This is a genomic window from Pseudomonas sp. NPDC089741 (assembly GCF_044748825.1).
GTDB classification, from domain to species: Bacteria; Pseudomonadota; Gammaproteobacteria; order Pseudomonadales; family Pseudomonadaceae; genus Aquipseudomonas; species Aquipseudomonas helmanticensis.
Genome location: NZ_JBIVGT010000051.1, coordinates 1 through 25,657, shown reverse-complemented (window position 1 = coordinate 25,657; position 25,657 = coordinate 1). Strand labels below are relative to the sequence as shown.

Here is a 25,657-nt window from a genome sequence, read left to right as displayed (position 1 = left end):
GCATAAGCTGCGCACCGACCCGATCCTGCGCTTCCTGTGGTATCGCTGGCGTTCTACGGCATGTCGACCTTCGAAGGGCCGATGATGGCGATCAAGACCGTCAACTCGCTTTCGCACTACACCGACTGGACCATCGGCCACGTACACGCCGGCGCGCTGGGCTGGGTGGCGATGATCTCGATCGGCGCGATCTACCACATGATCCCGAAACTGTTCGGTCGTGCGCAGATGCACAGCGTCGGCCTGATCAACGCGCACTTCTGGCTGGCGACGATCGGCACCGTGCTGTACATCGCTTCGATGTGGGTCAACGGCATCACTCAGGGCCTGATGTGGCGTGCAATCAACGACGACGGCACCCTCACCTACTCGTTCGTTGAAGCGCTGCAGGCCAGCCACCCGGGCTACATCGTCCGTGCGCTGGGCGGGGCTTTCTTCGCCAGCGGCATGTTCCTGATGGCTTACAACGTCTGGCGCACCGTGCGCGCCTCGAACCCGGCCGAAGCCGAAGCCGCTGCCCAGATCGCTGTCGTTGGAGCTCACTGATGAAGCATGAAGCTGTCGAGAAGAATATTGGCCTGCTGGCTTTCTTCATGGTCATCGCCGTCAGTGTTGGCGGCCTGACCCAAATCGTTCCGCTGTTTTTCCAGGACGTCACCAACAAGCCGGTCGAAGGCATGAAGCCACGCACCGCCCTTGAACTGGAAGGCCGCGACATCTACATCGCCAACGGCTGTGTCGGCTGCCACTCGCAGATGATCCGTCCGTTCCGCGCTGAAACCGAACGCTACGGCCACTACTCGGTTGCCGGCGAAAGCGTCTGGGATCACCCGTTCCTGTGGGGTTCCAAGCGTACCGGCCCGGATCTGGCCCGTGTCGGCGGTCGTTACTCCGATGACTGGCACCGTGCGCACTTGTACAACCCGCGCAACGTCGTGCCCGAGTCGAAAATGCCGGCGTACCCGTTCCTCGTGGAAAACAAGCTCGACGGCAAAGACACCGCCAAGAAAATGGAAGTGTTGCGCACGCTCGGCGTCCCTTACACCGACGAAGACATCGCCGGGGCCAAGGATGCCGTGAAGGGCAAAACCGAAATGGACGCGCTGGTGGCCTATCTGCAAGGCCTGGGCACCATCATCAAAAGCAAACGGTGAATTAGATGGATATCGGGATGATTCGTGGCCTGGGCACCGTTGTTGTGATGGTGGCCTTCATCGGTCTGGCGTTGTGGGTGTTCAGCCCCAAGCGCAAGTCGGAGTTTGAAGACGCGACCTTGTTGCCTTTTGCGGATGATCCCGAAGCCATCAAGCACGTCGAGCAAGCTTCTAGGAGTAACAAAGAATGACTACATTCTGGAGTCTGTACGTCACAGTCCTCAGTCTCGGTACGATCTTCGCCCTGACCTGGCTGCTGCTGTCGACCCGCAAGGGCCAGCGCAGCGAACAGACGGACGAGACGGTCGGGCACTCCTTCGACGGGATCGAGGAGTACGACAACCCACTGCCGAAATGGTGGTTCATGCTGTTCGTTGGCACGATCATTTTTGCTCTGGGTTACCTGGTGCTGTACCCGGGTCTGGGCAACTGGAAAGGCCTGCTGCCGGGCTACAACTACCTCGATAACGACAAGCAGACCGCGTTCGCCAACGGCCAGACCGGCTGGACCGGCGTGCACGAGTGGGAAAAGGAAATGGCCCGCTCGGACGCCAGGTTCGGTCCGATCTTCGCCAAGTTCGCTGCCATGCCAATCGAAGAAGTCGCCAAGGATCCGCAAGCACTGAAAATGGGTGGCCGTCTGTTCGCCTCCAACTGCTCGGTGTGCCACGGTTCCGACGCCAAGGGCGCTTACGGTTTCCCTAACCTGACCGACGCCGACTGGCGCTGGGGCGGCGAGCCGGAAACCATCAAGACCACCATCATGGGCGGTCGTCACGCGGTGATGCCGGCCTGGGCAGAAGTCATTGGCGAGCAAGGCGTTGCCGACGTCGCGGCATTCGTCGTGACCAAACTCGATGGCCGTAAGCTGCCGGAAGACGCCAAGGCTGACCCGGCCAACGGCGGCAAACTGTTCGCCGCCAACTGCGTGGCCTGCCACGGACCGGAAGGCAAAGGCACCCCAGCGATGGGCGCGCCTAACTTGACCCACCCGGGTGCATTCATCTACGGTTCGAGCTTCGCGCAGTTGCAGCAGACCATCCGTTACGGCCGTCAGGGCCAGATGCCTGCGCAGGAACAACTGCAAGGCAACGACAAGGTGCACCTGCTGGCGGCGTATGTTTACAGCCTGTCACACGGTGAAAAAGCACCGGAAGCCGACGCCCAATAAGCCCGGCTTGCGCTGCAACGAAGCCCCCGCCACTGATCTGGCGGGGGCTTTTTTATGGTCGGCTGGCAAAGATCGACTTTACCGGCACCGTCGCCACCGGCATACGTTCACGCCACTGGTTGCCCTCCACCAGGCTGACCTCCAGCTGCTTGCGATCCTTGGAAAAGCTGGCCGTCAGGTACGTCTGCCGAGAAGCCGCCCCACTGAGGAACATCGGCACGCTGCCTATGTAACTCATCATGCCGCCATCGGCATGGAAATGGCCGGCGAACATCGCCGTCACCTGATATTTTTCGATCATCGCACGAAAGCGTTTTTGCTCATCCCAACTGCCCGCCCAATCATAGGGTTTGTGCATATTGATAATGATCACCGATCCCTGCATCCGCGCTATCCGCAAATCATTCTCCAGCCAGTCCAGCGACTGCTTGATGTCGAACGTGGTCGGATTCAAGGCATGGGAAATTTTCACCTGGTAAGTCGGCTCATTGTTAAGTTGCACCAGATGCACTTCACCGATGTTCTTTGAATAAGCCAGGCTACCCAAATATTGTTTATTGAGAAGACCTCCGGTGACTGCAAGATCAAACTGATCGACTTTATCGACATGATGGTCGCGATAATCGACGATACTGCCCGCTGCGCAACTCTCGCTAAAACAGTCGCCGACATTGTTCTGATAGTCGTGATTACCTAAGCCGTAAAGATAGTCATCAGCAAAGTATTTCTTCAACATCGACCCTACAAACGAGCGTTGCCAGCCGTGGCCGAAGGCGGTCATGTCGCCGTTGATCATCAGCGGCACTGCGCGCTGCCCGCCCATTTCGTTGCGGAACTGCGCAATACTCGCGAATTGGCTTTCAACCAGCCATTTCGAGCGTTTTTCAAAGTCCGCGCTCGACTCCTCTTCACCACTGTCCGATTTTTCCGTCCACGGGTATTGAGGATCCGAGGCAAATACCATGTGCTGTGGAACGCCCGCATCTGCATGGGCAAAAGAAGCCAGCGATGACAGGCAAAGTCCGGCGAGCATTTTTTTAACATCCTTTATATTCATACAACTCCATTTTTAACCTGATCTATAAACACCAATACGCAACTTCAGAAGAACGGCGCAAGCAACTAAACTATTCGAGAAGACCGCAACTTTAAAACCTGACAATTAACTAATTATATTTCCAGCACATTGATCTCGCGTACAAAAACGGCCCAGCCAATGTGTACTGGCGGGGCCGTTCCGTTTGCGTTTCATACCTTGAGACACTTGTCCGATGGACTCGATTGACCATCGGCGATAGGGTTTTGAGCAGCCCGATGATCCGCATTGGAGCAACTTCAAGGATGAAGCCGCCATGTCTAATGATGACAACACGCAACTGCCCGATGAGCAGGACCTCGCTGAAACCGAACAGGCTTGCGGCTCATCGGAACACGCCCTGAATCCCGCCGTGCTGACCCTTGGAACGCCGCTGCAACCCGACGCCAACAGCACCACAAAACCGCACAGGAATACTGGCAGTCTCGACAGCCTGGGCGGTGGTCGGCTTCCCTGAGTTTTGAATCGGCCTGAGACGGTCGCTGCAGCATGCAGGACCGTCTCAACTCACATCAGGAAACAACCGAGCGACGGGCAGAGTCACTAGTGATCGCTGACGGCAAACAGTAAATTTTTCGCATTCCAACTCTCAAAGGTCGACCAAGATGCCCATCACCACCCTATCCAGCCGAGAATTCGAACAGGACACCAGCGGTGCTCAGGTGGCTGCGCACCATGGCCCTGTAATGATCACCGACCATGGCAAGGCGTCTCACGTCCTTTTGTGTTTTGAGGAATACCAAAAACTCATCAGCACCAGGGCAAACATTGTGAACTTGCTACAGATGCCCAAGGCCGTCGAAAGGTAAGTCATCAGAACAATGAATTAGCGACCGCGTCAAAACTGTCCATACTCAACAAGTCAATTGACCTGCATCAGGCTTTGCTACATTCGCTACACCATTCAGGCTTCGCCCCCAACGCGACCAAAGGTCGCACCCTTGAGCTAGAGCGACAGGCGTATCATTGCGCCACTGCAACACCCCTTTTTGACCGCGGTTGGCACGTATCGACCGAGGCATTTTTCCACTGCCGTGGGATGCAATGATGAGCAACCAGATTCCAGTACACGACGTCACGCCACCGAGCAAAAACGCGAACAACAGCGTCGACCTTTACGCCTCAAGAGAAAAAATCTACACCCGCGCTTTCACCGGCCTGTTCCGCAACTTGCGGATGATGGGCGGCGCGGCATTGTTCCTGTTGTATTTCGGTACGGTGTGGCTGAACTGGGGCGGCCATCAGGCCGTGTGGTGGAACCTGCCAGAGCGCAAGTTCTTCATCTTCGGCGCAACGTTCTGGCCACAGGATTTCATCCTGCTCTCGGGCCTGTTGATCATCGCGGCGTTCGGTCTGTTCTTCATTACCGTGTATGCCGGCCGCGTCTGGTGCGGCTACACCTGTCCGCAAAGTGTCTGGACGTGGATTTTCATGTGGTGCGAGAAGGTCACCGAAGGCGACCGCAACCAGCGCATCAAGCTCGACAAGGCGCCGATGAGCGCCAACAAATTTCTGCGCAAAGCCGCCAAACACGTGATGTGGCTGCTGATCGGTTTCGTCACCGGCATGACCTTCGTCGGTTACTTCTCGCCGATTCGCGAACTGGTCTTCGAATTCTTCACCGGCCAGGCCGATGGCTGGTCGTATTTCTGGGTCGGCTTCTTCACTCTCGCCACTTATGGCAACGCCGGCTGGTTGCGCGAGCAGGTGTGCATTTACATGTGTCCGTATGCGCGCTTCCAGAGCGTGATGTTCGACAAGGACACACTGATCGTTTCCTACGATCCGCGCCGTGGCGAAAGCCGTGGGCCGCGCAAGAAAGGTATCGACTACAAGGCCCAGGGCCTTGGTGACTGTATCGATTGCACGATGTGCGTGCAGGTCTGCCCGACCGGTATCGACATCCGCGATGGCCTGCAGATCGAGTGCATCGGCTGCGCGGCATGCATCGACGCCTGCGACAGCATCATGGACAAAATGGATTACCCGCGCGGCCTGATCAGCTACACCACCGAACACAACCTGTCCGGGCAGAAAACCCATAAACTGAGGCCTCGCCTGATCGGTTATGCCATCGTGCTGCTGGCAATGATCAGCCTGTTGGTCACTGCATTCGTGATGCGCTCGCTGGTCGGTTTCGACGTCAGCAAAGACCGCGTGCTATACCGCGAAAACGCTGAAGGCAGGATCGAAAACGTCTACAGCCTGAAGATCATGAACAAGGATCAGCGCGACCACACTTACGTGCTCGAAGCCAGCGGTTTGCCGGATCTGCGCCTGCAAGGCAAGCGCGAGATCAAGGTCGCGGCCGGTGATATTTTCAGCATGCCGGTCGAGTTGTCGAGCGCACCGGAACAACTGCCATCGAGCACCAACGAGGTGAAATTCATCCTCAAGGATGCCGATGACGACAGCGTCCACGTTGAAGCCAAGAGCCGATTCATCGGCCCACAAATCCGTTGAGAGAACTGAACATGCCCGCAGCAAACGCCGCAAGTCCCTGGTACAAGCACCTTTGGCCATGGATCATCATCGGGATTCTGGCCTGTTCGGTGACGCTGACCCTGTCCATGGTGACCATCGCGGTGAACAACCCGGACAACCTGGTCAACGACAACTACTACGAGGCCGGCAAGGGCATCAATCGTTCGCTGGATCGTGAGTTATTGGCGCAAAACCTGAAGATGCGCGCCAATGTGCACCTGGATGATGTCACTGGCGAAGTCGATCTGCGCCTGAGCGGCGACAGCCAGCCGAAGACCCTGGAGCTGAATCTGATTTCGCCGACCCAGCCGGAGAAGGATCGCAAGATCATCCTGACTCGCAGCGAAAGCGAAGCGGGCCGCTACATCGGTCAATTGGGTGACAAGGTCGAAGGTCGCCGGTTTGTCGAATTGCTCGGCAGTCAGGATGACCACGTCTGGCGTATGTTCGAAGAAGAACTGGTCAGCCACGACAAGGACCTGCTGCTCGGCGACGAACCCCTGCAAGGCGCCGAAGACCTGAAGAAGTAAACAACTTCAAAAGCCCCCTCACCCTAGCCCTCTCCCCCAGGAGAGGGAACTGATCTCGAGCGTTTGCACGTGTTGTGTATGGCTGTGAGGATTTCGAAGACTGAACCTGTTTTTCCGGCTCACACCGATCGGCTCCCTCTCCCTCCGGGAGAGGGCTGGGGTGAGGGCAAGCGGACAACCCCAATGCAAGGGCTTACCCCCCCAACGATGCCATGACCACCCCACTCCCCTGCTACCACTGCGCCCTGCCCGTCCCGTCCGGCAGCCGCTTCACCGCTGTCGTACTCGGGGAATCCCGCGAATTCTGCTGCCCTGGCTGCCAGGCCGTGGCCGAAGCCATCGTCGCTGGCGGTCTGCAAAGTTATTACCAGCATCGCAGCGAAGCCTCGGCCAACCCCGAGGCGCTGCCGGTGCAACTGGTCGATGAGTTGGCGCTGTACGACCGCGCCGACGTGCAAAAACCGTTCGTTCGTCATGAAGGCGATCTGGCCGAAACCACCTTGCTGATGGAAGGCATCAGTTGCGCCGCATGTGGCTGGCTGATCGAGAAACACCTGCGCACGCTGCCCGCCGTGGCCGAGGCGCGCCTGAACCTGTCCAACCATCGCCTGCACGTAAGCTGGGCCGATGCGCAATTGCCGCTGAGCCAGATCCTCGCCGAGCTGCGCCACATCGGTTACGCCGCGCATCCGTATCAGGCCGACCGCGCCAGCGAACAACTGGCCAGCGAAAACCGTCTGGCCCTGCGCCAGCTCGGTGTGGCCGGACTGCTGTGGTTCCAGGCGATGATGGCGACGATGGCGACCTGGCCGGAATTCAACATCGACCTCAGTCCCGAGCTGCACACGATTCTGCGCTGGGTGGCGTTGTTCCTGACCACGCCAATCGTGTTCTACAGTTGCGCGCCGTTCTTCAAAGGGGCGATGCGCGATTTGCGTACCCGGCACCTGACCATGGATGTCTCGGTGTCGCTGGCCATCGGCAGTGCTTATATCGCCGGCATCTGGACCTCGATCACCGGTGTCGGCGAGTTGTATTTCGACGCGGTGGGCATGTTCGCGCTGTTTTTGCTCGCCGGACGCTATCTGGAACGCCGCGCCCGGGAACGCACCGCGGCCGCCACGGCGCAGTTGGTCAATCTGTTGCCCGCTTCGTGTCTGCGCCTGGACAACCACGGCCAGAGCGAACGCATCCTGCTCAGCGAATTGCGCCTGGGTGATCAAATTCTCGTCCAGCCCGGCTCGATTCTGCCGGCAGACGGCAAAATCATCGTTGGCCAGTCGAGCATCGACGAATCGCTGCTGACCGGCGAATACCTGCCACAGGCGCGCATGCCCGGTGATGCGGTGACCGCCGGCACGCTGAATGTCGAAGGCGCGCTGACGGTTGAAGTGCAGGCGCTGGGCCAGGACACGCGGTTGTCGGCCATCGTCCGCCTGCTCGACCGCGCCCAGGCGGAAAAACCACGGCTGGCAGAAATCGCCGACCGGGCCGCGCAATGGTTCCTGCTGTTGTCTTTGATCGCTGCGGCCGCCATTGGCCTGCTGTGGTGGGAGCTGGATTCCTCTCGCGCCTTCTGGATTGTCCTCGCCATGCTGGTCGCGACCTGCCCGTGCGCGCTGTCGCTGGCCACGCCGACGGCGCTGACTGCCGCCACCGGCACCTTGCACAAACTCGGCCTGCTGTTGACGCGCGGGCATGTGCTGGAAGGCCTGAATCAGATCGACACAGTGATTTTCGATAAGACCGGCACGCTCACCGAAGGCCGCCTGGTACTGCGCTCGATCCGCCCGCTCGGCGCGCTCGACAGCGATCAGTGCCTGAGCCTTGCCGCCGCCCTGGAAAACCGTTCGGAACACCCGATTGCCCGCGCCTTTGGCCGCGCTCCGCTGGCGGCTGAAGACGTCCACAGTACCCCGGGGCTTGGCCTCGAAGGGCTGGTCGGCGAGCAGCGCTTGCGCATCGGTCAGGCCGGGTTTGTCTGTGCTCTCAGCGGCGCCGCCGTGCCATCAATGCCGAATGATGCAGGCCAGTGGTTGCTGCTCGGTGACGCTCACGGCCCGCTGGCCTGGTTCGTTCTCGACGACCGCCTGCGCGACGATGCTCCGGCGCTACTTGCCGCGTGCAAGGCGCGCGGTTGGCGCACATTGTTGTTGTCGGGCGATAGCTCGCCGATGGTCGCCAGTGTTGCCGCCGAACTGGGTATTGATGAAGCCCATGGCGGCCTGCGCCCGGACGACAAATTGCAGGTGCTGCAACAACTGCACAAGGAAGGTCGCAAAGTGCTGATGCTCGGCGATGGCGTCAACGATGTGCCGGTGCTGGCTGCCGCAGATATCAGCGTGGCCATGGGCTCGGCCACCGATCTGGCGAAAACCAGTGCCGATGCTGTCCTCCTGTCCAATCGTCTCGACGCTTTGGTCCAAGCCTTCACGCTGGCACGGCGCACTCGCCGGGTAATCATCGAGAACCTGCTGTGGGCGGCGCTGTACAATGGCCTCATGTTGCCGTTCGCCGCCCTCGGCTGGATCACCCCGATATGGGCCGCCGTCGGCATGTCGATCAGTTCGTTGACCGTGGTGCTCAACGCCCTGCGCCTGACTCGGTTGCCGAGCGCGCCGGCCCTGCGCACCCCGTCAGAAACCCGCCCGCTGCCGGCCTGAGCCGCGCGGGCATGGAGTACAGATGCCAGCTCTCTACGTGATGATCCCGGCCGCACTGCTGATCGTGGCCATCGCCGTGTATATCTTTTTCTGGGCGGTGGACAGCGGTCAGTACGACGACCTCGACGGTCCGGCCCACAGCATCCTCTTCGACGATCAGGATCCGAATCACACCGCGGCCGTCGACGAAGCCAACGCCAGCAAGCCGGACGACAAGGCGCCACCCCATGCTTGAATTGGCACCCCTGCTGGTGTCGGCGCTGATCCTCGGCCTGCTCGGTGGCGGCCATTGCCTGGGCATGTGCGGCGGCTTGATGGGCGCGTTGACCCTGGCGATTCCCAAGGAGCAGCGCAGTCGACGCTTCCGTTTGTTGCTGGCGTACAACCTCGGGCGAATTCTAAGTTATGCCACGGCGGGACTGCTGATCGGCCTGGCGGGCTGGGCGGTGGCCAACAGTCCGGCGGCGCTGTTCATGCGCGTACTGGCCGGGCTATTGCTGATCGCCATGGGTTTGTATCTGGCCGGCTGGTGGAGCGGGCTGACGCGCATCGAAAGCCTTGGACGCGGTTTGTGGCGCTACATCCAGCCCGTGGCCAATCGCTTGCTGCCGGTGTCGAGCCTGCCGCGTGCGTTATTGCTGGGTGCGTTGTGGGGCTGGTTGCCGTGTGGATTGGTTTACAGCACGTTGCTGTGGAGCGCGAGCCAAGGCAATGCGCTGGACAGTGCATTGTTGATGCTTGCGTTCGGGCTTGGCACTTGGCCGGTGTTGCTCGCGACGGGCCTCGCCGCCGAGCGCGTCACCGCATTGCTGCGCAAGCGCAGCGTGCGCATGGCGGGGGGGGTGCTGGTGATTTTGTTCGGCATCTGGACCCTCCCTGGCCCACATCAGCATTGGTTGATGGGGCATTAAGATCAAAAGATCGCAGCCTTCGGCAGCTCCTACCTTTGGAATGCGTTTCCCTGTAGGAGCTGCCGAAGGCTGCGATCTTTTGATCTTATGCTGTTGATGCAAATCAAGATGCCCCTGCGCGCCCTCCCCTAGACTCGCCACACTGCCAGCCTATCCGGGGGAATGCCCGCATGCTCGACGCCATTCGTTGGGACACTGATCTGATCCGCCGCTACGACCTGGCGGGGCCGCGCTACACCTCTTATCCAACGGCCGTGCAATTCAACAGTCAGGTCGGCACCTTTGACCTGTTTCACGCCCTGCGTGACAGCCGCAAAGCCTTGCGCCCGTTGTCGCTGTACGTGCACGTACCGTTCTGCGCGAACATTTGCTACTACTGCGCCTGCAACAAGGTCATCACCAAGGATCGTGGCCGCGCCTTGCCGTATCTGCAACGGCTCGAGCAGGAGATCCAGCTGATCGCCTGCCATCTCGACCCGGCGCAGCAAGTCGAGCAACTGCATTTCGGCGGCGGCACCCCGACCTTTCTCAGCCACGACGAACTGCGTCAGCTGATGGCGCACCTGCGCAAGCATTTCAATCTGCTCGATGACGACTCCGGCGATTACGGCATCGAAATCGATCCGCGCGAAGCCGACTGGTCGACCATGGGCCTGCTGCGCGAACTGGGTTTCAACCGGGTCAGCATCGGCCTGCAGGACCTTGATCCGGTGGTGCAACGCGCGGTCAATCGCCTGCAAAGCCTGGAGGAAACCCGCGCCGTGATCGACGCCGCGCGCACCCTGCAATTTCGCTCGATCAACATCGACCTGATCTATGGCTTGCCCAAGCAGACCCCGGACAATTTCGCCCGTACCGTCGAGGAAGTCATCAGCCTGCAACCGGACCGACTCTCGGTGTTCAACTACGCGCACCTGCCGGAGCGCTTCATGCCGCAACGGCGGATCAACGCCAATGAACTGCCGAGCCCGGCGCACAAACTGGAAATGCTCCAGCGCACCATCGAGCAACTGACCGCTGCCGGTTATCGCTATATCGGCATGGATCATTTCGCCCTGCCCGACGATGAATTGGCGATCGCCCAGGAAGAGGAAACCCTGCAACGCAACTTCCAGGGCTACACCACCCACGGTCATTGCGACCTGATTGGCCTCGGCGTTTCAGCGATCAGCCAGATCGGCGACCTGTATTGCCAGAACAGCAGCGACCTCAACGAATACCAGCACACCCTCGCCTCTGCACAACTGGCGACCAGTCGGGGTTTGGTGTGCAATGCCGATGATCGGCTGCGGCGCGCGGTGATCCAGCAACTGATCTGCAATTTCAGCCTCGACTTCGCCGAGATCGAACAGCAATTCAACGTCGATTTTCAGGGCTATTTCGGCGCGCTGTGGCCGCAACTGCAAGGCATGGCCAACGATGGCCTGATTGAACTGAGTCGCGAAGGGATTGAAGTGCTGCCGGCCGGGCGCCTGTTGGTGCGCTCGGTGTGCATGGTGTTCGACGCCTACCTGGAACAACAGAACCGCCAGCGTTTCTCGCGGGTGATCTAGTTTTTCATCAGCAGCGAACCGACTTTCAGGTTCTGGTCTGCGCTCAGGCCCGATTGCCCGACCACTTTCGACAAGGCCAGATTGGCCGTGATCAAGCCGGTATTCAGCGCGGCGATGGCGCCGCGCAAGCTGGCAGCCTTGATGATCTTTTCTTCGTTGGTCAGGCGCTTGTCAGCCATCACCGCTTCGATGAGCGCCTTTTTCTCGGCAATCTCTTTTTGCAATTTGCGGATCATCTTCAGCAATTGCTGGATGTTCTCAGGCAAACCGCTTTCTTCGATATCGCGATTATCGCCGCCAGCGCCGGCGGATTTTTCGATGGAGGCTCCGGACAGCGACACTTTGACGCCCTCGACCAAGGTCGGGGTTGCGTCTTCGGTCGAGCTGGCGTCGCGGGCGTTGCCCGAAGACGTTTTAATCGTCTCCGGCAAAGCCGCAACGTCGCTGCCAGCGGGGCTGAGCGTGCCAATGGCGGCCATCGATTCATTCCTTGTATGCGTTCTGATACCTGTTTATCGGCTGCTTGCTCTGCGGCTTTATGGCTGTGGGACAAAGTCGCCACAGACTGGCCTGAATGTCCTCCCGTGGGTTACCCTTACGGCTTATGTGTGTTTTCCCACAAGGATTTAAGAAATGTCCGAGCCAGTCAAACTGCGCGCTCATAACCAGGCTCATTGCAAGGATTGCAGCCTGGCCCCTCTCTGCCTGCCACTTTCTCTGAATCTGGAAGACATGGATGCGCTGGACGAAATCGTTAAACGCGGCCGCCCGCTGAAAAAGGGTGAGTTCCTGTTCCGTCAGGGCGACACGTTCGATTCCGTTTATGCAGTACGCTCCGGCGCCCTGAAAACCTTCAGCCTGAGCGACAGCGGCGAAGAACAACTGACCGGTTTCCACCTGCCGAGCGAACTGGTCGGCCTGTCCGGCATGGACACCGAGAAGCATCCGGTGTCTGCCCAAGCGCTGGAAACTACCTCGGTCTGCGAAATTCCTTTCGAACGCCTCGACGAACTGGCCCTGCAATTGCCGCAATTGCGCCGTCAGTTGATGCGCGTGATGAGCCGCGAAATCCGCGACGACCAGCAAATGATGTTGCTGCTGTCGAAAAAAACCGCCGACGAGCGCATCGCCACGTTTCTGGTCAACCTGTCGGCACGCTTCCGCGCTCGCGGCTTCTCGGCCAATCAGTTCCGCCTGGCAATGTCGCGTAACGAAATTGGTAACTACCTCGGTCTGGCGGTGGAAACCGTGTCCCGAGTGTTCACGCGCTTCCAGCAGAACGAGCTGATTGCCGCCGAGGGCAAGGAGATCCACATCCTCGACCCGATCCAGCTCTGCGCCCTGGCCGGTGGCTCGCTCGAAGGCTAATGCCGATCCGCGGTTGAGCGAACCGTTTCAGCCGCGGGTATACTGCGCCGTTTGCAGCCCTGCCAGGACACCTCGACGATGGTCTTCGACTCCTTCGACATCAAATCCCTGATCCGCCCCGTGATCGACTTCCCGAAACCGGGCGTGATCTTTCGCGACATCACCCCGCTGTTCCAGTCGCCAACCGCCCTGCGCCTGGTGATGGACAGCTTCGCCCACCGCTACGTCGAAGCCGACTTCACCCACATCGGTGCGATGGATGCGCGCGGTTTCCTGATCGGTTCGGTACTGGCTTATCAGTTGAACAAGCCGCTGGTGCTGTTCCGCAAGCAAGGCAAACTGCCGGCGGACGTGTTGGCCGAAGGTTACGCGACCGAGTACGGCGAAGCGTTCCTCGAAGTGCACGCCGACAGCCTGTGCGAAGGCGATTCGGTGGTGATGTTCGATGACTTGATCGCCACCGGCGGAACGCTGATCGCGGCGGCCAACCTGATTCGCCGGATGGGCGCGCGGGTGCATGAGGCGGCGGCGATCATTGATTTGCCGGAGCTGCAAGGTTCGCAGCGTCTGCAGGACATGGGCATCCCGACGTTTTGCCTGACGCAGTTTGCGTTGACCGATAAATAATCAAGGTCAAAAGATCGCAGCCTTCGGCAGCTCCTACATTGGGATGTGCGTTTCCCTGTAGGAGCTGCCGAAGGCTGCGATCTTTTGCTTTTAAAGCCCCATCTGCTTGCTGATGATTTCGTTCATCACCTCACGCGTCCCGCCGCCAATCGACAGAATGCGGTTATCCCGATACAGCCGTTCCACCAGGCTCTCGCGCATGTAACCCAGCCCACCAAGAATCTGCACCGCCTCCGTGGTGATCCGGTCCGAGGTGTCCGTGGCAAAGTTCTTCGCCATGGAAATCTCCTTGATCACACTCTGCCCCGCCGCCATTTTCGCCGCCTGCCGATAGGTGAATTCCCGAGACACCTCCAGCGCCGTTGCCATCTCAGCCAACCGATGCTTGATCACCTGAAATTTGCCAATCGGCTTGCCGAACGCCTCACGCTCACGCGCCCATTTCAGGCTCTCCTCCAGTGCAAGCTGCGAGGTCATGTTGGCCATCAGTGCCAGTGCCAGGCGTTCACTCTGGAAATTGCCCATGATGCAGGCGAAGCCCATATTCTCGGCGCCGATCAGATTTCCTACCGGCACTCGGCAGTCGTCGAAGAACAATTCAGCGGTGTCCGACGCCCACCAGCCCATTTTCTTCAACTGCCGGCCGACGGTGAAACCGGCGGTGCCTTTCTCGATCAGCAGCAGGCTGATGCCGCCGAAACCCGCCGCGCCGGTGCGCACCGCAACGGTGTAGTAATCGGCGCGTACGCCACTGGTGATAAAGGTTTTGCTGCCGCTGACCCGGTAATAATCGCCGTCGCGCACGGCACGGGTTTGCAGGTTGGCGACGTCGGAACCACCGCCCGGCTCGGTCACGGCCAAGGCGCTGATTTTTTCGCCGCTGAGCACTTGCGGGACGACGCGATCACGCACGTCGGGGAGCGCCCATTTGACGATCGGTGGCAGACCGATATCCAGCGAGCCCAGCCCCGCGACGAGTCCGCCTGAGCCGCAGCGCATCAGTTCTTCACTGGCGGCGACCTTGGCGAATAGATCACCTGCATGGCTGCCGCCCAGCGCTTCGGGGTAACCGATGCCGAGGATCCCGGCGGCGCCGGCCTTCAGGTAGAGCTCACGCGGAAAGCTTTCGGCTTCTTCCCACTCGTCAATGCCAGGCAGGATTTCGCGCTCGACGAAACGTCTGACGCTGTCGCGGACCATTTGATGGCTGGGGTCGAAGTATTCCTGAAAGGCAGGCATGGGCGAGCTCCACGGAAGGGTTCGCCGACGTTAACCGAGCGCTTGCTTGGTTTACAAGATACAGAAGATCAAAAGATCGTAGCCTGCGGCAGCTCCTACATCCGAATGCGTTTCCCTGTAGGAGCTGCCGCAGGCTGCGATCTTTTGATTTTTATCAGAGGGCGATCGGTTTACGCCCGGCAAACGAATGCGCCAGCGTGCCGCCGTCAACCAGTTCCAGCTCGCCGCCCAACGGCACACCATGGGCAATCCGCGAGGCGATCAGGCCTTTGTGCTGCAACAACTGCGCGATGTAGTGCGCCGTGGCCTCGCCTTCCACCGTCGGATTGGTCGCGAGGATGACTTCAGCAAACGTGCCCGCCTCTTCGATCCGCGCCATCAGTTGCGGAATGCCGATCGCCTCAGGCCCCAAGCCATCGAGCGGCGACAAATGCCCCTTGAGCACAAAGTAGCGCCCCCGGAAACCGGTCTGCTCGACTGCGTAAACGTCCATCGGCCCTTCCACCACGCACAGCAACGTATCGTCGCGGCGAGTATCGGCGCATTGCGGGCACAGATCGTCTTCGGTCAGCGTGCGACATTGCCGGCAGTGGCCGACGCCTTCCATGGCCTGGCTCAAGGCCTGGGCGAGACGCAAGCCGCCGCTGCGGTCACGCTCGAGCATCTGCAACGCCATGCGCTGGGCGGTTTTCTGACCCACGCCCGGCAAGGTGCGCAGAGCGTCGATCAGTTGGCGAATCAAAGGGCTGAAGCTCATGGGTAAAAAGTCCGACAAAACAACGAGACGCGGTTTATACCCGCGCCTCCGGCCAGCGTCAAATACTCAGTCCGGGGCAACCCGAACCACCAGTTTGCCGAAGTTGCGCCCTTCCAGCAGGCCGATAAACGCCTCGGGCGCCTGCTCCAGGCCTTCGACCACGTCTTCGCGGAATTTCACCTTGCCGTCGCGTACCCACGGCACCATGTGGCTGATGAATTCCGGCTGACGGTCACCATAATCGTCAAAGACGATGAAGCCCTGAATGCGCACGCGTTTGGTCAGCAGCGTGCGTTGCAGCATCGGCAGACGATCCGGGCCTTGCGGTGCCTCAGAGGCGTTATAACCGGCAATCAGACCGCACAGCGGGATGCGCGCCTTGGCGTTGAGCAACGGCACGACCGCGTCGAAAACATGGCCACCGACGTTCTCGTAATAGATGTCGATGCCCTTGGGGCAGGCTTTGGCCAATTGTTCGGCGAAGTCTGCGGCCTTGTGATCGATGCAGGCGTCGAAACCCAATTCCTCGACCACGTATTTGCACTTCTCGGCACCGCCAGCCACACCCACGGTGCGCAGGCCTTTGATTTTCGCCACTTGGCCGACCACCGAACCCACGGCACCGGACGCTGCGGCAACCACCAGCGTTTCACCTTCCTTCGGCTGGCCGATGTCCATCAGCCCCATGTACGCGGTCATACCCGGCATGCCCAGCACGCCGAGGGCCATCGACGGGCTCGGCAACCCCGATGGAATCGGAATGATGTTGCGGCCGTCGCTGATGCTGTGGCTCTGCCAACCGGTGGCGCCGACCACCAGATCGCCTTTATGGAATTTCGGATGACGCGAGTTTTCGACACGGCTGACTGCGCCGCCGGTCATCACCTCGCCGATTTGCACCGGGGCGGCGTAGGAAGGTGCGTCGCTCATGCGTCCGCGCATGTAGGGATCGAGGGACAGATAGAGGGTTTTCAGCAGTACCTCGCCATCCTGCAGATCCGGCAGGGCTTCGCGTTCGAGGCGGAAGTTTTCCGGGGTCGGCGCGCCAACCGGGCGCGAGGCGAGGACGAAGCGTTGATTGAGGGTAAGAGGGTCGGACATGTCAGCGTCTCCTGTGAATGATGAATTCAGCGGGTATAGGGAGCAGACCGTTGAGGCTTTTGCACGTTCGATGTTTATACAGGCGAACCGGGCTGATCGTTCCCATGCTCCGCGTGGGAATGCCTCAACGGACGCTCTGCGTTCGACTCTGGACTTGGGACGCGGAGCGTCCCGAGCGGCATTCCCACGCAGAGCGTGGGAACGATCAATGGGGCAGAAACAAAAATGCCAGGCGCGATGCCTGGCATTTTGTGTAGCTCATCTGCCGCCAAATGGCGAATCAGAATGGCAGTTTCATACCGGCTGGCAGGTTCATGCCGGCGGTCATGCCGCCCATTTTTTCCTGGCTGTTGGCTTCGATCTTGCGCACGGCGTCGTTGACGGCGGCGGCTACGACGGCTTCGAGCATTTCTTTGTCGTCTTCGCTCAGGCCTTCAACCAGGCTCGGGTCGATGCTGACGCTTTTGACGTCGTGACGACCGGTCATCACCACGGTGACCATATCGCCGCCGGCCTTGCCGGTGACTTCGGCGTTGGCCAGTTCTTCCTGCATCTTGGCCATTTTTTCCTGCATCTGCTGCGCCTGCTTCATCAGGCCGGCCATGCCACCTTTCATCATGGGAATCACCTCAAAAGTACTTGGATCAAAACAGCGCCCGGCCAGCGAGGCCGGGCACCTTCAGTTATTAGCCCTGGGCGACCAAGGCGTCGACAGGTTCAATAGTATCGTGTCGCACGACGGCACCGAACTGCTGGACCATCTGCTGGATGAACGGATCGCCGTGGATCGACTCCTCCGCCTCGCGCTGACGGTTGGCCCGGCGACGGGACGCGGCCTGGGCCGGGGTTTCCTGCTCGGGCTTGATCAGCTCGATGGTCAGCGTCAGCGGGCGGCCATGGAACTGGTTCAACGCATCGTTGAGACGACGCTGTTGCGTGGCATTGAACAGTGCGCTGTGCGCCGGGTCGAGGTGCATCAGCCAATGGTCGCCATCGACACCGATCAACGTGCAGTTGGCGGCGATGCTGCCGGTCATGCCGGAAATCGGCAGTTTCGGGAACAACTCCAGCCATTGCAATGCGAGGCCGGTGGCCGGTGCGGCAGCCGGTTCCGGCTCAGGTTCCGGCGCAGGCTCGGCGGCGTGTTCGCTGGCCAGTTCGTCGAGGTAGCTGTAGGCCGAGTCGATGTCTGGCTCGATGTAATCCTCGTCCAGCGGCGGCTCATCGTCCATGTCCATGCCCGGTGTGGCGGCATCGACTTCGGCGACCGACGGCTCGGGAATCGGCGCGGCAGCCCACTCGGGGGCGTCCGGGACGACGCTGTCCGGGGTCGGCAATGGCATCGGCGGCAACTCGGGTTGCTCGGCGGCGGTTTCCAGCATTGGCTCGACGGCTGGCTGCTGGGCAGGCTCGGGCTCGGCTTCTGGCTCAGGCTCTACCGGGTCATTCCATGGCAAGTCGACGACTGCTTCGGCGACGAAGGGCGCAGGTTCCGGTTCTGGCTGCGCAACCGGAGCAACCGGAGCAGGCTCTGGCGTCGGGGCAGGAGCCGCCACTGGTGCAGGTGCTAGCGCAGGCGTTGGCGCAACAGCCGCAGCAACTACCGGCGCAGGTTTAGGCGCGGCAGCCACTGAGTTTGCGGAATCAACTGTGGCCTGGCTGATCCCCACTGGCTTTAGCGGTTGCCTCGGCGCGTCCGCAGTGTCGGCGGGCCGGAAGGCCAGCATTCGCAGCAGGACCATTTCGAAACCGCCGCGCGGATCCGGCGCCAGCGGCAAATCGCGGCGACCGATCAGGCCCATCTGGTAATAGAACTGCACGTCTTCGGCCGGCAAGGCCTGCGCCAGTGCCAGTACGCGATCGCGGTCGCCATGGCCGTTATCGACGCCTTCCGGCAGCGCCTGAGCGATGGCTACGCGGTGCAGCACGTTGAGAATTTCCGACAGCACGCCGTTCCAGTCCGGGCCTTGCTCGGCCAGGTGACGCACGCCCTCGAGCAACGCCTTGGCGTCGCCTTCGATCAACGAATGCAGGACGTCATAGACCTGACCGTGATCGAGCGTGCCGAGCATCGCCCGCACGTCAGTGGCCAGCACCTTGCCTTCACCGAAGGCGATCGCCTGATCGGTCAGGCTCATGGCATCACGCATCGAACCGTCAGCGGCGCGACCGAGCAGCCACAGCGCATCGTCTTCGAACGGCACGTTTTCGGCGGTCAGTACGTGGGTCAGATGCTCGACCACACGCTCAGGCGTCATGTTCTTCAGCGAGAACTGCAAACAGCGCGACAAAATCGTTGCCGGAAGTTTCTGCGGGTCAGTGGTCGCCAGGATGAACTTGACGTACGGCGGCGGCTCTTCGAGGGTTTTCAGCAGCGCATTGAAGGAATGGCTGGAAAGCATGTGCACTTCGTCGATCAGGTAGACCTTGAAGCGCCCACGGCTCGGCGCGTACTGCACGTTGTCGAGCAGCTCGCGGGTGTCTTCGACCTTGGTCCGGCTCGCGGCGTCGATCTCGATCAGGTCGACGAAACGGCCTTCATCGATTTCCCGACACACCGAGCATTCGCCGCACGGGCTGGAAGTGATACCTGTCTCACAGTTCAGGCATTTGGCAATGATCCGCGCAATCGTGGTTTTACCCACCCCGCGCGTACCGGTGAACAGGTACGCATGGTGCAGCCGCTGGCTGTCCAAGGCATTGATCAGAGCCTTGAGCACATGGGTCTGGCCGACCATTTCGCGGAACGAGCGCGGACGCCATTTACGTGCAAGAACCTGATAACTCATCGAAAACCGTCGCAACGAAGGAAGCTGAAGCGGCTAATGCTAGCGGAGCAGGGGCAAAATTGCATCCGGTGTCCTCGTCTAATATGGCTAAGCTGCATGAGCAGAGGCTTTTATCGGCTCAGGATCGGGAATTACCGGAGCGTTTATGCGTTGGGCCTTGGGGGCACTGCTGGGAATCAGCCTGAGCGTGACGGCAGCGGAACCGCCGTTGCGCTTCGCCATGCCCGACAGCTGGGCGATGCCGATGGTGCAATTCGAACGCGGTCGCCCGACCCAAGGCATCCTCTACGACATCATGCTCAGCCTGGCCACCCAGGTTGGCGTGCCGGCCGAGTTTCACGTCCTGCCGCGTGCACGGGTACAAAGTGCGATGGAACACGGCGAGATCGACGTGCGCTGCTATGCCGCGCAGTCTTGGCTGCCGAATCAGTCGGGGGATTACATCTGGAGTCTGCCGCTGTTGTTCCAGCGAGATCTGTTGATCAGCCGCAAGGATCAGCCGACCAGCGCCGACCCCGCGCACCTGCCCCGGCAATCCATCGGCACCGTGCTTGGCTACATCTACCCTACCCTGCAACCACTGTTCGATGCCGATCGCCTGCAACGTGAAGATGCGCGCAATCAGGAGCAGGTGCTGGAGAAGCTGCTGGCCGGGCGTTATCGCTATGCGGTGAGCAATCAGTGGACGCTGGACTGGTTTAATCAGCGACTGACGCCGGAGAAGCAATTGCAAGCGGTGGCGGTGTTGCAAGAGCAGAAGGTCGGTTGCTACGTGAGGAATGACCCGAAGGTGCCGGTGCAGCGGATCTTGCGCACGTTGCTGCGGATGAAAATGTCGGGGGAGATTGATGAGATTATCCGGCTCTACACCGGCAGCCCTGAAGCCGCCCCATAACCCCTGTAGGAGTGAGCCTGCTCGCGATGGCGTCCTGTCTCCCAAAAATGAACTGACTGACACACCGCCATCGCGAGCAGGCTCACTCCTACAAGGGATTTGTGCCGACCTGGTAAATCGCAGACACAAAAAAACCGCAGTGGGCGAAACCCATGCAGTTCTGGTTGAAGCGTTCGATTGTTCGTTAAGGTGGTAACCCCACCAGCCACACCCCGGCACACAATGTTCCCGCTGTGGCTGCTGCCTTCCGGCTCTGACCAGGTTCACGGGTAATCGTTGCGGGGGGACCGATGGGGTCACCATAACGACGCTTGCCTGTCGGCGAGCCGCGCCATTGTACCTATCTGAGGTGAAGTTACAACCGTTGGTTGCAGATTAAAAATATGAATCGCTTCAAGGACATAAAGATCGCAGCCTGCGGCAGCTCCTACAAAGATCCGCGTTCACCTGTAGGAGCTGCCGAAGGCTCGGGCCGCGATCGGACGATCTTTTGACCTTATAGCGCCAATACCTCATCCGCCTTGCCGCCCGCCTGCTGGATCACCAGATGAATGAAGTGCAGTTTGGCAATCGCCGGCGCCGGCAGCACGAACGGATAGAAATCCGGCTGACCCATGCTGCGGGACAATTCATTGAGCATCCCCGCCAGTTCGATCCACGCGTTGACGAACGACAGGAACGCCTCGCCACCGGGATGTTCCGGCTCATACAGCGTGCTGGGCGGAAACGGCTGGTAGTCGAAATCCATTTCCCGTGCGCTCATGCCAAAACCCAGCGCGGTATCGACCGCGTCCATCATGTGCAGGTAATGCGCCCAGGTTTCCGCCCAATCCTCCCACGGGTGCATGGTTGCGTAGGCGCTGACGTATTGCTGTGGCCAGTCCAGCGGTGCGCCTTGCTGGTAGTGACGGTCCAGCGCCTCGGCATAACTGGCGCGTTCGTCGCCGAACAGGCTGCGGAATGAATCGAGCCAGGGGCCGTTGGCGATCAGGCGATCCCAGTAGTAATGGCCAACCTCATGACGAAAATGCCCGAGCAACGTGCGATAGGGTTCATGCATCGCCGCCCTCACCTGCTCGCGGTGGGCGTCGTCGGCTTCTTTGATGTCGAGGGTGATCAGGCCGTTGGCGTGGCCGGTCATCGGCGCATTGCCTTCGAGGTCAACGCCAATGAAATCGAAGGCCAGGCCGGTGTTTTCATCGACTGTTTTCGGGATGACCTGCAAGCCTAGAGTAATCAGTTGCGCCACCAGTCGACGCTTGGCGATTTCGACTTTGCGCCAGCGTTCGGGGTTGTCCGGGACGGACAGATCAGGGATGGTGCGGTTGAGACTGCAGGCAACGCACAGTCTGTCGTGATCATTGGCCCGCAGCAGCCAGTTGCACGCGGCGGCTGTGTCGAGGTTGGCGCAGCGGCGGAACAATCCCGAGTCGGGATCGGCGTCGAGCGTCCAGGTGCCCTCGTACGGCCCGGGCTGCAGCGAGGTCAGGCGACTTTCTTCAGGCTGATAACCGAGCAAGGCGCTGCACGCCAGGCACTGGCTGTTGCGAAAGAACAGCGACTGGCCGCAGCGGCACGGCCAGACTTTGCTGTTGCGTGAGGATTCGCCCATGAACGGCGCGATGATGCGAGAACTGAGCTGCTCGAAAAAGCGGTGCATGGCGATCTCTCCCTGGGGCTTGCCAAGACTAGATCATTGTTGCGGGTTGATCGTTCCAACGCTCTGCGTGGGAATGCATCCAGTGACGCTCTGCGTCACAGCGGACGCGGAGCGTCCGGGGCGGCGTTCCCACGCGGGAGCGTGGGAACGATCAAATAAATCCCCTCACCACAGGTTTCGTGTCAGACCTGAAAGCCACGGTCTTTGAGGAAGGAGATGAAGTTTTCTTCGTCCATTACTTCCACACCCAATTCGTTTGCCTTGGTCAGTTTAGATCCGGCACCCGGCCCCGCCACTACACGATAGGTTTTAGCCGATACGGAGCCAGAAACCTTGGCACCTAATTTTTCCAAATATTCCTTGGCAACTTCTCTACTCATAAACTCCAGTGTTCCAGTCAACACCCAAGTTTTTCCGCTCTCAGGCAGCGCAGTGACTTCTTTTTTCACCAACGCCCAATGCATACCAAATTCCCGCAACTGATCTTCAATAGACTGAGCTTTCTTTCTATTTTCTTCAACATCAAAAAAAGCACGAACATTTTTCCACTGAGCGGTTGTCAGAACCGTTGCAAGCTCCAACCAGTCAGCATCGATCAACTTATCTAATTCACCACCGAATTTCTTATCAAGCTTTTCAGCTGCAGTGGAACCGATGGAATTTATATGTAACTTTTCTATCAAGCTCCCAAGAGAGACACTGGATGCCAGCTCCCCATGCAGCTCTCCAGATTCAACAATAGCCAGTTCTTTTCGCAACTGCTTTACCGTCAGCGCATTTCGCTCATCGATGAAGTAATTATGAATATCTTCAGCAGCTTCATACCCAATATCCGGAAGATAGGTCAGAACTTCAGGAAGGGCCAGAATAATTCGATCTAGGGACCCAAGCGATCTAGCCAATACCTTCGCCGTTTCCTCACCAACATTAGAAATACCTAATGCGTATATAAACCGAGCCAGCGTAGGTGCTTTACTGAGGACAATAGAGTCTAGCAGATTACTACTGGAGAGTTTCGCAAAGCCCTCCAAATCAACTATCTGCTCAAATTTAAGGGAATACAAATCTGCAGGAGATGCAACCAGCCCCTCCTCAACCAGTTGCTCAACAATCTTTTCTCCAAGCCCATCTATGTTCATAGCGCGACGTGAGACAAAATGAATTATTGACTGCTTCAACTGAGCACTGCAGTTTAAACCCGCAACACAGCGATAGATTGCACCTTCGGTAAAAATCTTACCCGCCTTGGTATGCCTGACCAGTTTCGTTCTTTCAACCCGGGCTCCGCAAGCAGGACATAAACTTGGGATAACTACAGGCGAAGCATTATCGGGTCGCCGCTCTAAAGTGACCCCGATAACTTGAGGGATCACATCACCGGCGCGTCGCACCGTTACGATGTCCCCTATCTTCAAATCAAGCTTTTCGACTTGAGCCATATTGTGCAAGGTGGCGTTAGAAACAACTACACCACCAACCTTTACCGGCTGCAATCTAGCAACTGGAGTTACAGCGCCTGTGCGACCAACCTGAAAGTCAATATTCAGCAGGGTTGTTAATTCTTCCACAGCAGGAAATTTCTGAGCAATTGCCCAACGAGGAACTCTCGCACTAAAACCCAGCATTCGCTGCTGAGTGACATCATTTACCTTAAACACCACGCCATCAATATCATAAGGAAGTGAGCTTCTGCGCCGCCCAATATCCTCATAGTACGCCAAGCATTGATCTATGCCTCGCGCCACGACCAACTCATGACTAACTGGCACCCCCCACTCTTTGAGAGCTGAAAGAACTTCTGTATATTTTTCTGGCAACTCCCCCTCAACATGCCCAACCCCGTAACTACAAAACTGAAGTGGACGCTTTGCAGTAATACTAGAGTCTAACTGTCGTAGGCTGCCAGCAGCGGCGTTACGCGGATTTGCGAAGAGCTTTGCACCAGCTTCAGCCTGCGTCTCATTAAGCTTATCGAGCCCCGCCTTAGTCATGAATACTTCGCCACGAATCTCTAAAAGTCGCGGCCAATCCTTTCCACTAAGTTTTAACGGGATACTGCGAACAACCCGCACGTTAGCAGTCACGTCTTCACCAACAGCACCATCACCGCGCGTAGCACCGCGAACTAGCTTTCCATCCTCATAGAGCAAGCTAATCGCTAGTCCATCTAGTTTCGGCTCACAGCTATATTCGACTTCCCCTGGACCGAATAGATCTCCAGAAGCGAGGCCTAGCCCCTTCCCCACTCTCCGATCAAAATCGATCATTTCGGCTTCACTGAACGCGTTGTCCAGGCTCAACATGGGAACGTCGTGCTGAACCTTTGTGAAGACAGAACTAACTACACTGCCAACCCTTTGAGTTGGAGAGTCCGAACTGAAAAACTCCGGATGCTCATCCTCTAAATTCTTCAGCTCTCTAAACAACCGGTCGTACTCGGCATCCGGAATACTCGGCTCGTCAAGGACGTGGTAACGGTAGTTGTGTTGATCGAGTTCAGCGCGCAGCTCGAGAATGCGGTTTTTGGCGGCGGTCATGGGTGTTCTCTCATAAAGCAAAAGAGCAGCCGAGGCTGCTCCAGTTTCATCCTTAAAAGATCGCAGCCTCGCTGCACTCGTCAGCTCCTACAGGATCGCGATCCTTTGTAGGAGCTGCCGCAGGCTGCGATCTTTTGATCTGGCCTTAGCGCTTCTGGGTCAGGGCGCGGCGTTCGAATTCGACGATGCGCTGACGGTAGTGCTCAATCGTCTGCGCGGTCAAAACACTGCGCTGGTCATCTTTCAGTTCGCCATTGAGTTCCTGCGACAGCTTGCGGGCTGCAGCCACCATCACGTCGAAGGCTTGCTTCGGATGACGCGGGCCTGGCAGGCCGAGGAAGAAGCTCACCGCCGGGGTGCTGAAATGGTCGATGTCGTCCAGATCGAAGATGCCCGGCTTGACCGCATTGGCCATGGAGAACAGCACTTCACCGTTGCCGGCCATGCTTTCGTGGCGATGGAAAATATCCATCTCGCCGAAACGCAGACCGCTTTCGAGAATGTTCTGCAACAGCGCCGGGCCTTTGAAGCCGGCAGCGTCACGGCAGATCACGCTGATCACCAGAACTTCCTCGGCTTGCGGCTGATCTTTCTCGACCAGCGCCGGAGCAGGCTTGGTGTTTTCAACAAAATCGTCGTCACGGCTGCTGAAGCTCGGGCCGCCGTCCAGATCCAGGTCGAGGTTCAGGTCACCCTGAGCCGGGCCATTGCTGCCACGCTTGCCACGTTTCGAAGCGGATTCGCGAGGCTCGCGAGCTTCGCGGGCCGGCATGCTCACCGACGGCAGATCGTGTTCGTCCAGCTGTGGTTCTTTATGGTTGTCCAGAACGCGGGCCGGGCCCAACAGCTCAGCGCTGGTGTCCTCGTCCGGCAGGTTGGACAGACTTCGGTCAAGACGGAATTTCAGTTTTCCCTTGCCGCCGCGCATACGGCGCCAGCCATCGAAAAGAATACCGGCTATCACTATGATGCCGATGACGATCAGCCACTCGCGCAGACCGATTTCCATGTAATCCCGTGCCTCTATAAAAAATGCTGAAAAATAAGGGGTTTACACTGTGCAAACCGCTTTAAAACGTGGAGACAACTCTAAGTTCTTACAGGAGATATGCCCACGTAAAC

General features: G+C 59.0%; 24 protein-coding genes, 1 other RNA gene and 1 pseudogene. 15 read left to right on the top strand and 11 right to left on the bottom strand.

Translation table 11 applies throughout. The annotated features are described in order from the left end of the window. From ACIPZE_RS27885 to ccoP, 4 genes and pseudogenes are all read left to right on the top strand, one after another. Positions 1–546: pseudogene (locus tag ACIPZE_RS27885) on the top strand (cbb3-type cytochrome c oxidase subunit I); the annotation flags it as partial. Further along, on the top strand, positions 546–1,154 hold the full coding sequence (ccoO, locus tag ACIPZE_RS27880) for a cytochrome-c oxidase, cbb3-type subunit II (RefSeq protein WP_129391555.1): 609 nt from the start codon (positions 546–548) through the stop codon (positions 1,152–1,154). The pseudogene ACIPZE_RS27885 and the gene ccoO, both read left to right, overlap by 1 nt. 5 nt (positions 1,155–1,159) lie before the next feature. Next, positions 1,160–1,345 (top strand): CcoQ/FixQ family Cbb3-type cytochrome c oxidase assembly chaperone, encoded by a 186-nt coding sequence (locus ACIPZE_RS27875; RefSeq protein ID WP_003175465.1) that lies wholly within the window; start codon positions 1,160–1,162, stop codon positions 1,343–1,345. Further along, complete coding sequence (gene ccoP / locus ACIPZE_RS27870; protein ID WP_283437094.1) at positions 1,342–2,325, top strand: cytochrome-c oxidase, cbb3-type subunit III; 984 nt, start codon at positions 1,342–1,344, stop codon at positions 2,323–2,325. The genes ACIPZE_RS27875 and ccoP overlap by 4 nt, the downstream gene beginning before the upstream one ends. 52 nt (positions 2,326–2,377) lie before the next feature. Here the strand turns inward: ccoP and ACIPZE_RS27865 are convergent, their stop codons facing one another. After that, positions 2,378–3,382: a metallophosphoesterase gene (locus tag ACIPZE_RS27865; RefSeq protein WP_283437095.1), complete on the bottom strand. Its 1,005-nt coding sequence runs from the start codon at positions 3,380–3,382 to the stop codon at positions 2,378–2,380. A gap of 295 nt (positions 3,383–3,677) precedes the next feature. Between ACIPZE_RS27865 and ACIPZE_RS27860 the strand changes: the two genes are divergently transcribed. The 8 genes from ACIPZE_RS27860 to hemN all read left to right on the top strand — a co-directional run bounded on the left by ACIPZE_RS27860 (position 3,678) and on the right by hemN (position 11,562). Beyond that, a complete protein-coding gene (locus ACIPZE_RS27860; protein WP_400776611.1) occupies positions 3,678–3,878 on the top strand; it encodes a hypothetical protein in 201 nt (66 codons plus the stop codon). A gap of 148 nt (positions 3,879–4,026) precedes the next feature. After that, positions 4,027–4,230, top strand: a complete 204-nt coding sequence (locus ACIPZE_RS27855) for a type II toxin-antitoxin system Phd/YefM family antitoxin (RefSeq protein WP_129391543.1) — start codon at positions 4,027–4,029, stop codon at positions 4,228–4,230. A 238-nt stretch (positions 4,231–4,468) separates the two neighbouring features. Beyond that, a complete protein-coding gene (gene ccoG, locus ACIPZE_RS27850; protein ID WP_129391540.1) occupies positions 4,469–5,884 on the top strand; it encodes a cytochrome c oxidase accessory protein CcoG in 1,416 nt (471 codons plus the stop codon). An 11-nt stretch (positions 5,885–5,895) separates the two neighbouring features. Beyond that, on the top strand, positions 5,896–6,435 hold the full coding sequence (locus ACIPZE_RS27845) for a FixH family protein (RefSeq protein ID WP_129391537.1): 540 nt from the start codon (positions 5,896–5,898) through the stop codon (positions 6,433–6,435). Between the two features lie 212 nt (positions 6,436–6,647). Then, complete coding sequence (locus ACIPZE_RS27840; RefSeq protein ID WP_400776606.1) at positions 6,648–9,098, top strand: heavy metal translocating P-type ATPase; 2,451 nt, start codon at positions 6,648–6,650, stop codon at positions 9,096–9,098. Positions 9,099–9,120: 22 nt separating this feature from the next. Beyond that, on the top strand, positions 9,121–9,333 hold the full coding sequence (ccoS, locus tag ACIPZE_RS27835) for a cbb3-type cytochrome oxidase assembly protein CcoS (RefSeq protein ID WP_077571858.1): 213 nt from the start codon (positions 9,121–9,123) through the stop codon (positions 9,331–9,333). Then, positions 9,326–10,009: a sulfite exporter TauE/SafE family protein gene (locus ACIPZE_RS27830; protein WP_187681069.1), complete on the top strand. Its 684-nt coding sequence runs from the start codon at positions 9,326–9,328 to the stop codon at positions 10,007–10,009. Before ccoS ends, ACIPZE_RS27830 begins: the two co-directional genes overlap by 8 nt. Positions 10,010–10,179: 170 nt before the next feature. Then, the gene (gene hemN, locus ACIPZE_RS27825; RefSeq protein ID WP_283437100.1) at positions 10,180–11,562 is read left to right on the top strand and encodes an oxygen-independent coproporphyrinogen III oxidase; all 1,383 of its coding nucleotides are present in this window, start codon (positions 10,180–10,182) and stop codon (positions 11,560–11,562) included. Here hemN and ACIPZE_RS27820 read toward each other — a convergent pair. Continuing rightward, positions 11,559–12,041 (bottom strand): hypothetical protein, encoded by a 483-nt coding sequence (locus ACIPZE_RS27820; RefSeq protein ID WP_400776602.1) that lies wholly within the window; start codon positions 12,039–12,041, stop codon positions 11,559–11,561. The two genes, hemN and ACIPZE_RS27820, sit on opposite strands and share 4 nt — an antisense overlap. Before the next feature lie 154 nt (positions 12,042–12,195). Here ACIPZE_RS27820 and fnr point away from each other — a divergent pair, with 154 nt between their 5' ends. Beyond that, positions 12,196–12,930 carry a fumarate/nitrate reduction transcriptional regulator Fnr gene (gene fnr / locus ACIPZE_RS27815; RefSeq protein WP_141129035.1) on the top strand — a complete coding sequence of 245 codons (735 nt, stop codon included), beginning with the start codon at positions 12,196–12,198 and terminating at the stop codon, positions 12,928–12,930. A gap of 78 nt (positions 12,931–13,008) precedes the next feature. Next, positions 13,009–13,557, top strand: a complete 549-nt coding sequence (locus tag ACIPZE_RS27810; protein ID WP_024012326.1) for an adenine phosphoribosyltransferase — start codon at positions 13,009–13,011, stop codon at positions 13,555–13,557. 90 nt (positions 13,558–13,647) lie between these two features. On the opposite strand, the gene ACIPZE_RS27805 is transcribed toward ACIPZE_RS27810, so the two are convergent. The 5 genes from ACIPZE_RS27805 to dnaX all read right to left on the bottom strand — a co-directional run bounded on the left by ACIPZE_RS27805 (position 13,648) and on the right by dnaX (position 19,443). Next, positions 13,648–14,796 carry an acyl-CoA dehydrogenase family protein gene (locus ACIPZE_RS27805; RefSeq protein ID WP_283437102.1) on the bottom strand — a complete coding sequence of 383 codons (1,149 nt, stop codon included), beginning with the start codon at positions 14,794–14,796 and terminating at the stop codon, positions 13,648–13,650. A 154-nt stretch (positions 14,797–14,950) separates the two neighbouring features. Next, positions 14,951–15,553 (bottom strand): recombination mediator RecR, encoded by a 603-nt coding sequence (gene recR / locus ACIPZE_RS27800; RefSeq protein ID WP_283437103.1) that lies wholly within the window; start codon positions 15,551–15,553, stop codon positions 14,951–14,953. A 66-nt stretch (positions 15,554–15,619) separates the two neighbouring features. After that, entirely contained in the window at positions 15,620–16,654 is a 1,035-nt protein-coding gene (locus ACIPZE_RS27795) for an NADP-dependent oxidoreductase (protein ID WP_129391512.1), read from the bottom strand. 280 nt (positions 16,655–16,934) lie between these two features. Further along, on the bottom strand, positions 16,935–17,273 hold the full coding sequence (locus tag ACIPZE_RS27790; RefSeq protein WP_042558527.1) for a YbaB/EbfC family nucleoid-associated protein: 339 nt from the start codon (positions 17,271–17,273) through the stop codon (positions 16,935–16,937). Between the two features lie 67 nt (positions 17,274–17,340). Next, positions 17,341–19,443, bottom strand: a complete 2,103-nt coding sequence (dnaX, locus tag ACIPZE_RS27785; RefSeq protein ID WP_400776597.1) for a DNA polymerase III subunit gamma/tau — start codon at positions 19,441–19,443, stop codon at positions 17,341–17,343. Positions 19,444–19,588: 145 nt separating this feature from the next. On the opposite strand from dnaX, the gene ACIPZE_RS27780 reads away from it, so the two are divergent. Next, positions 19,589–20,338 (top strand): substrate-binding periplasmic protein, encoded by a 750-nt coding sequence (locus ACIPZE_RS27780; RefSeq protein WP_400776595.1) that lies wholly within the window; start codon positions 19,589–19,591, stop codon positions 20,336–20,338. A gap of 196 nt (positions 20,339–20,534) precedes the next feature. Here the strand turns inward: ACIPZE_RS27780 and ffs are convergent. The 4 genes from ffs to zipA all read right to left on the bottom strand — a co-directional run bounded on the left by ffs (position 20,535) and on the right by zipA (position 25,544). Beyond that, an RNA gene (gene ffs, locus ACIPZE_RS27775) (signal recognition particle sRNA small type) lies at positions 20,535–20,631 on the bottom strand. 203 nt (positions 20,632–20,834) lie between these two features. After that, a complete protein-coding gene (locus ACIPZE_RS27770; RefSeq protein ID WP_400776592.1) occupies positions 20,835–21,998 on the bottom strand; it encodes a putative zinc-binding metallopeptidase in 1,164 nt (387 codons plus the stop codon). Positions 21,999–22,180: 182 nt separating this feature from the next. After that, the gene (gene ligA / locus ACIPZE_RS27765) at positions 22,181–24,535 is read right to left on the bottom strand and encodes an NAD-dependent DNA ligase LigA (RefSeq protein WP_400776590.1); all 2,355 of its coding nucleotides are present in this window, start codon (positions 24,533–24,535) and stop codon (positions 22,181–22,183) included. A gap of 145 nt (positions 24,536–24,680) precedes the next feature. Then, positions 24,681–25,544, bottom strand: coding sequence for a cell division protein ZipA (gene zipA, locus ACIPZE_RS27760; protein WP_129391495.1), 864 nt, complete (start codon positions 25,542–25,544; stop codon positions 24,681–24,683). Positions 25,545–25,657: the final 113 nt, after the last annotated feature.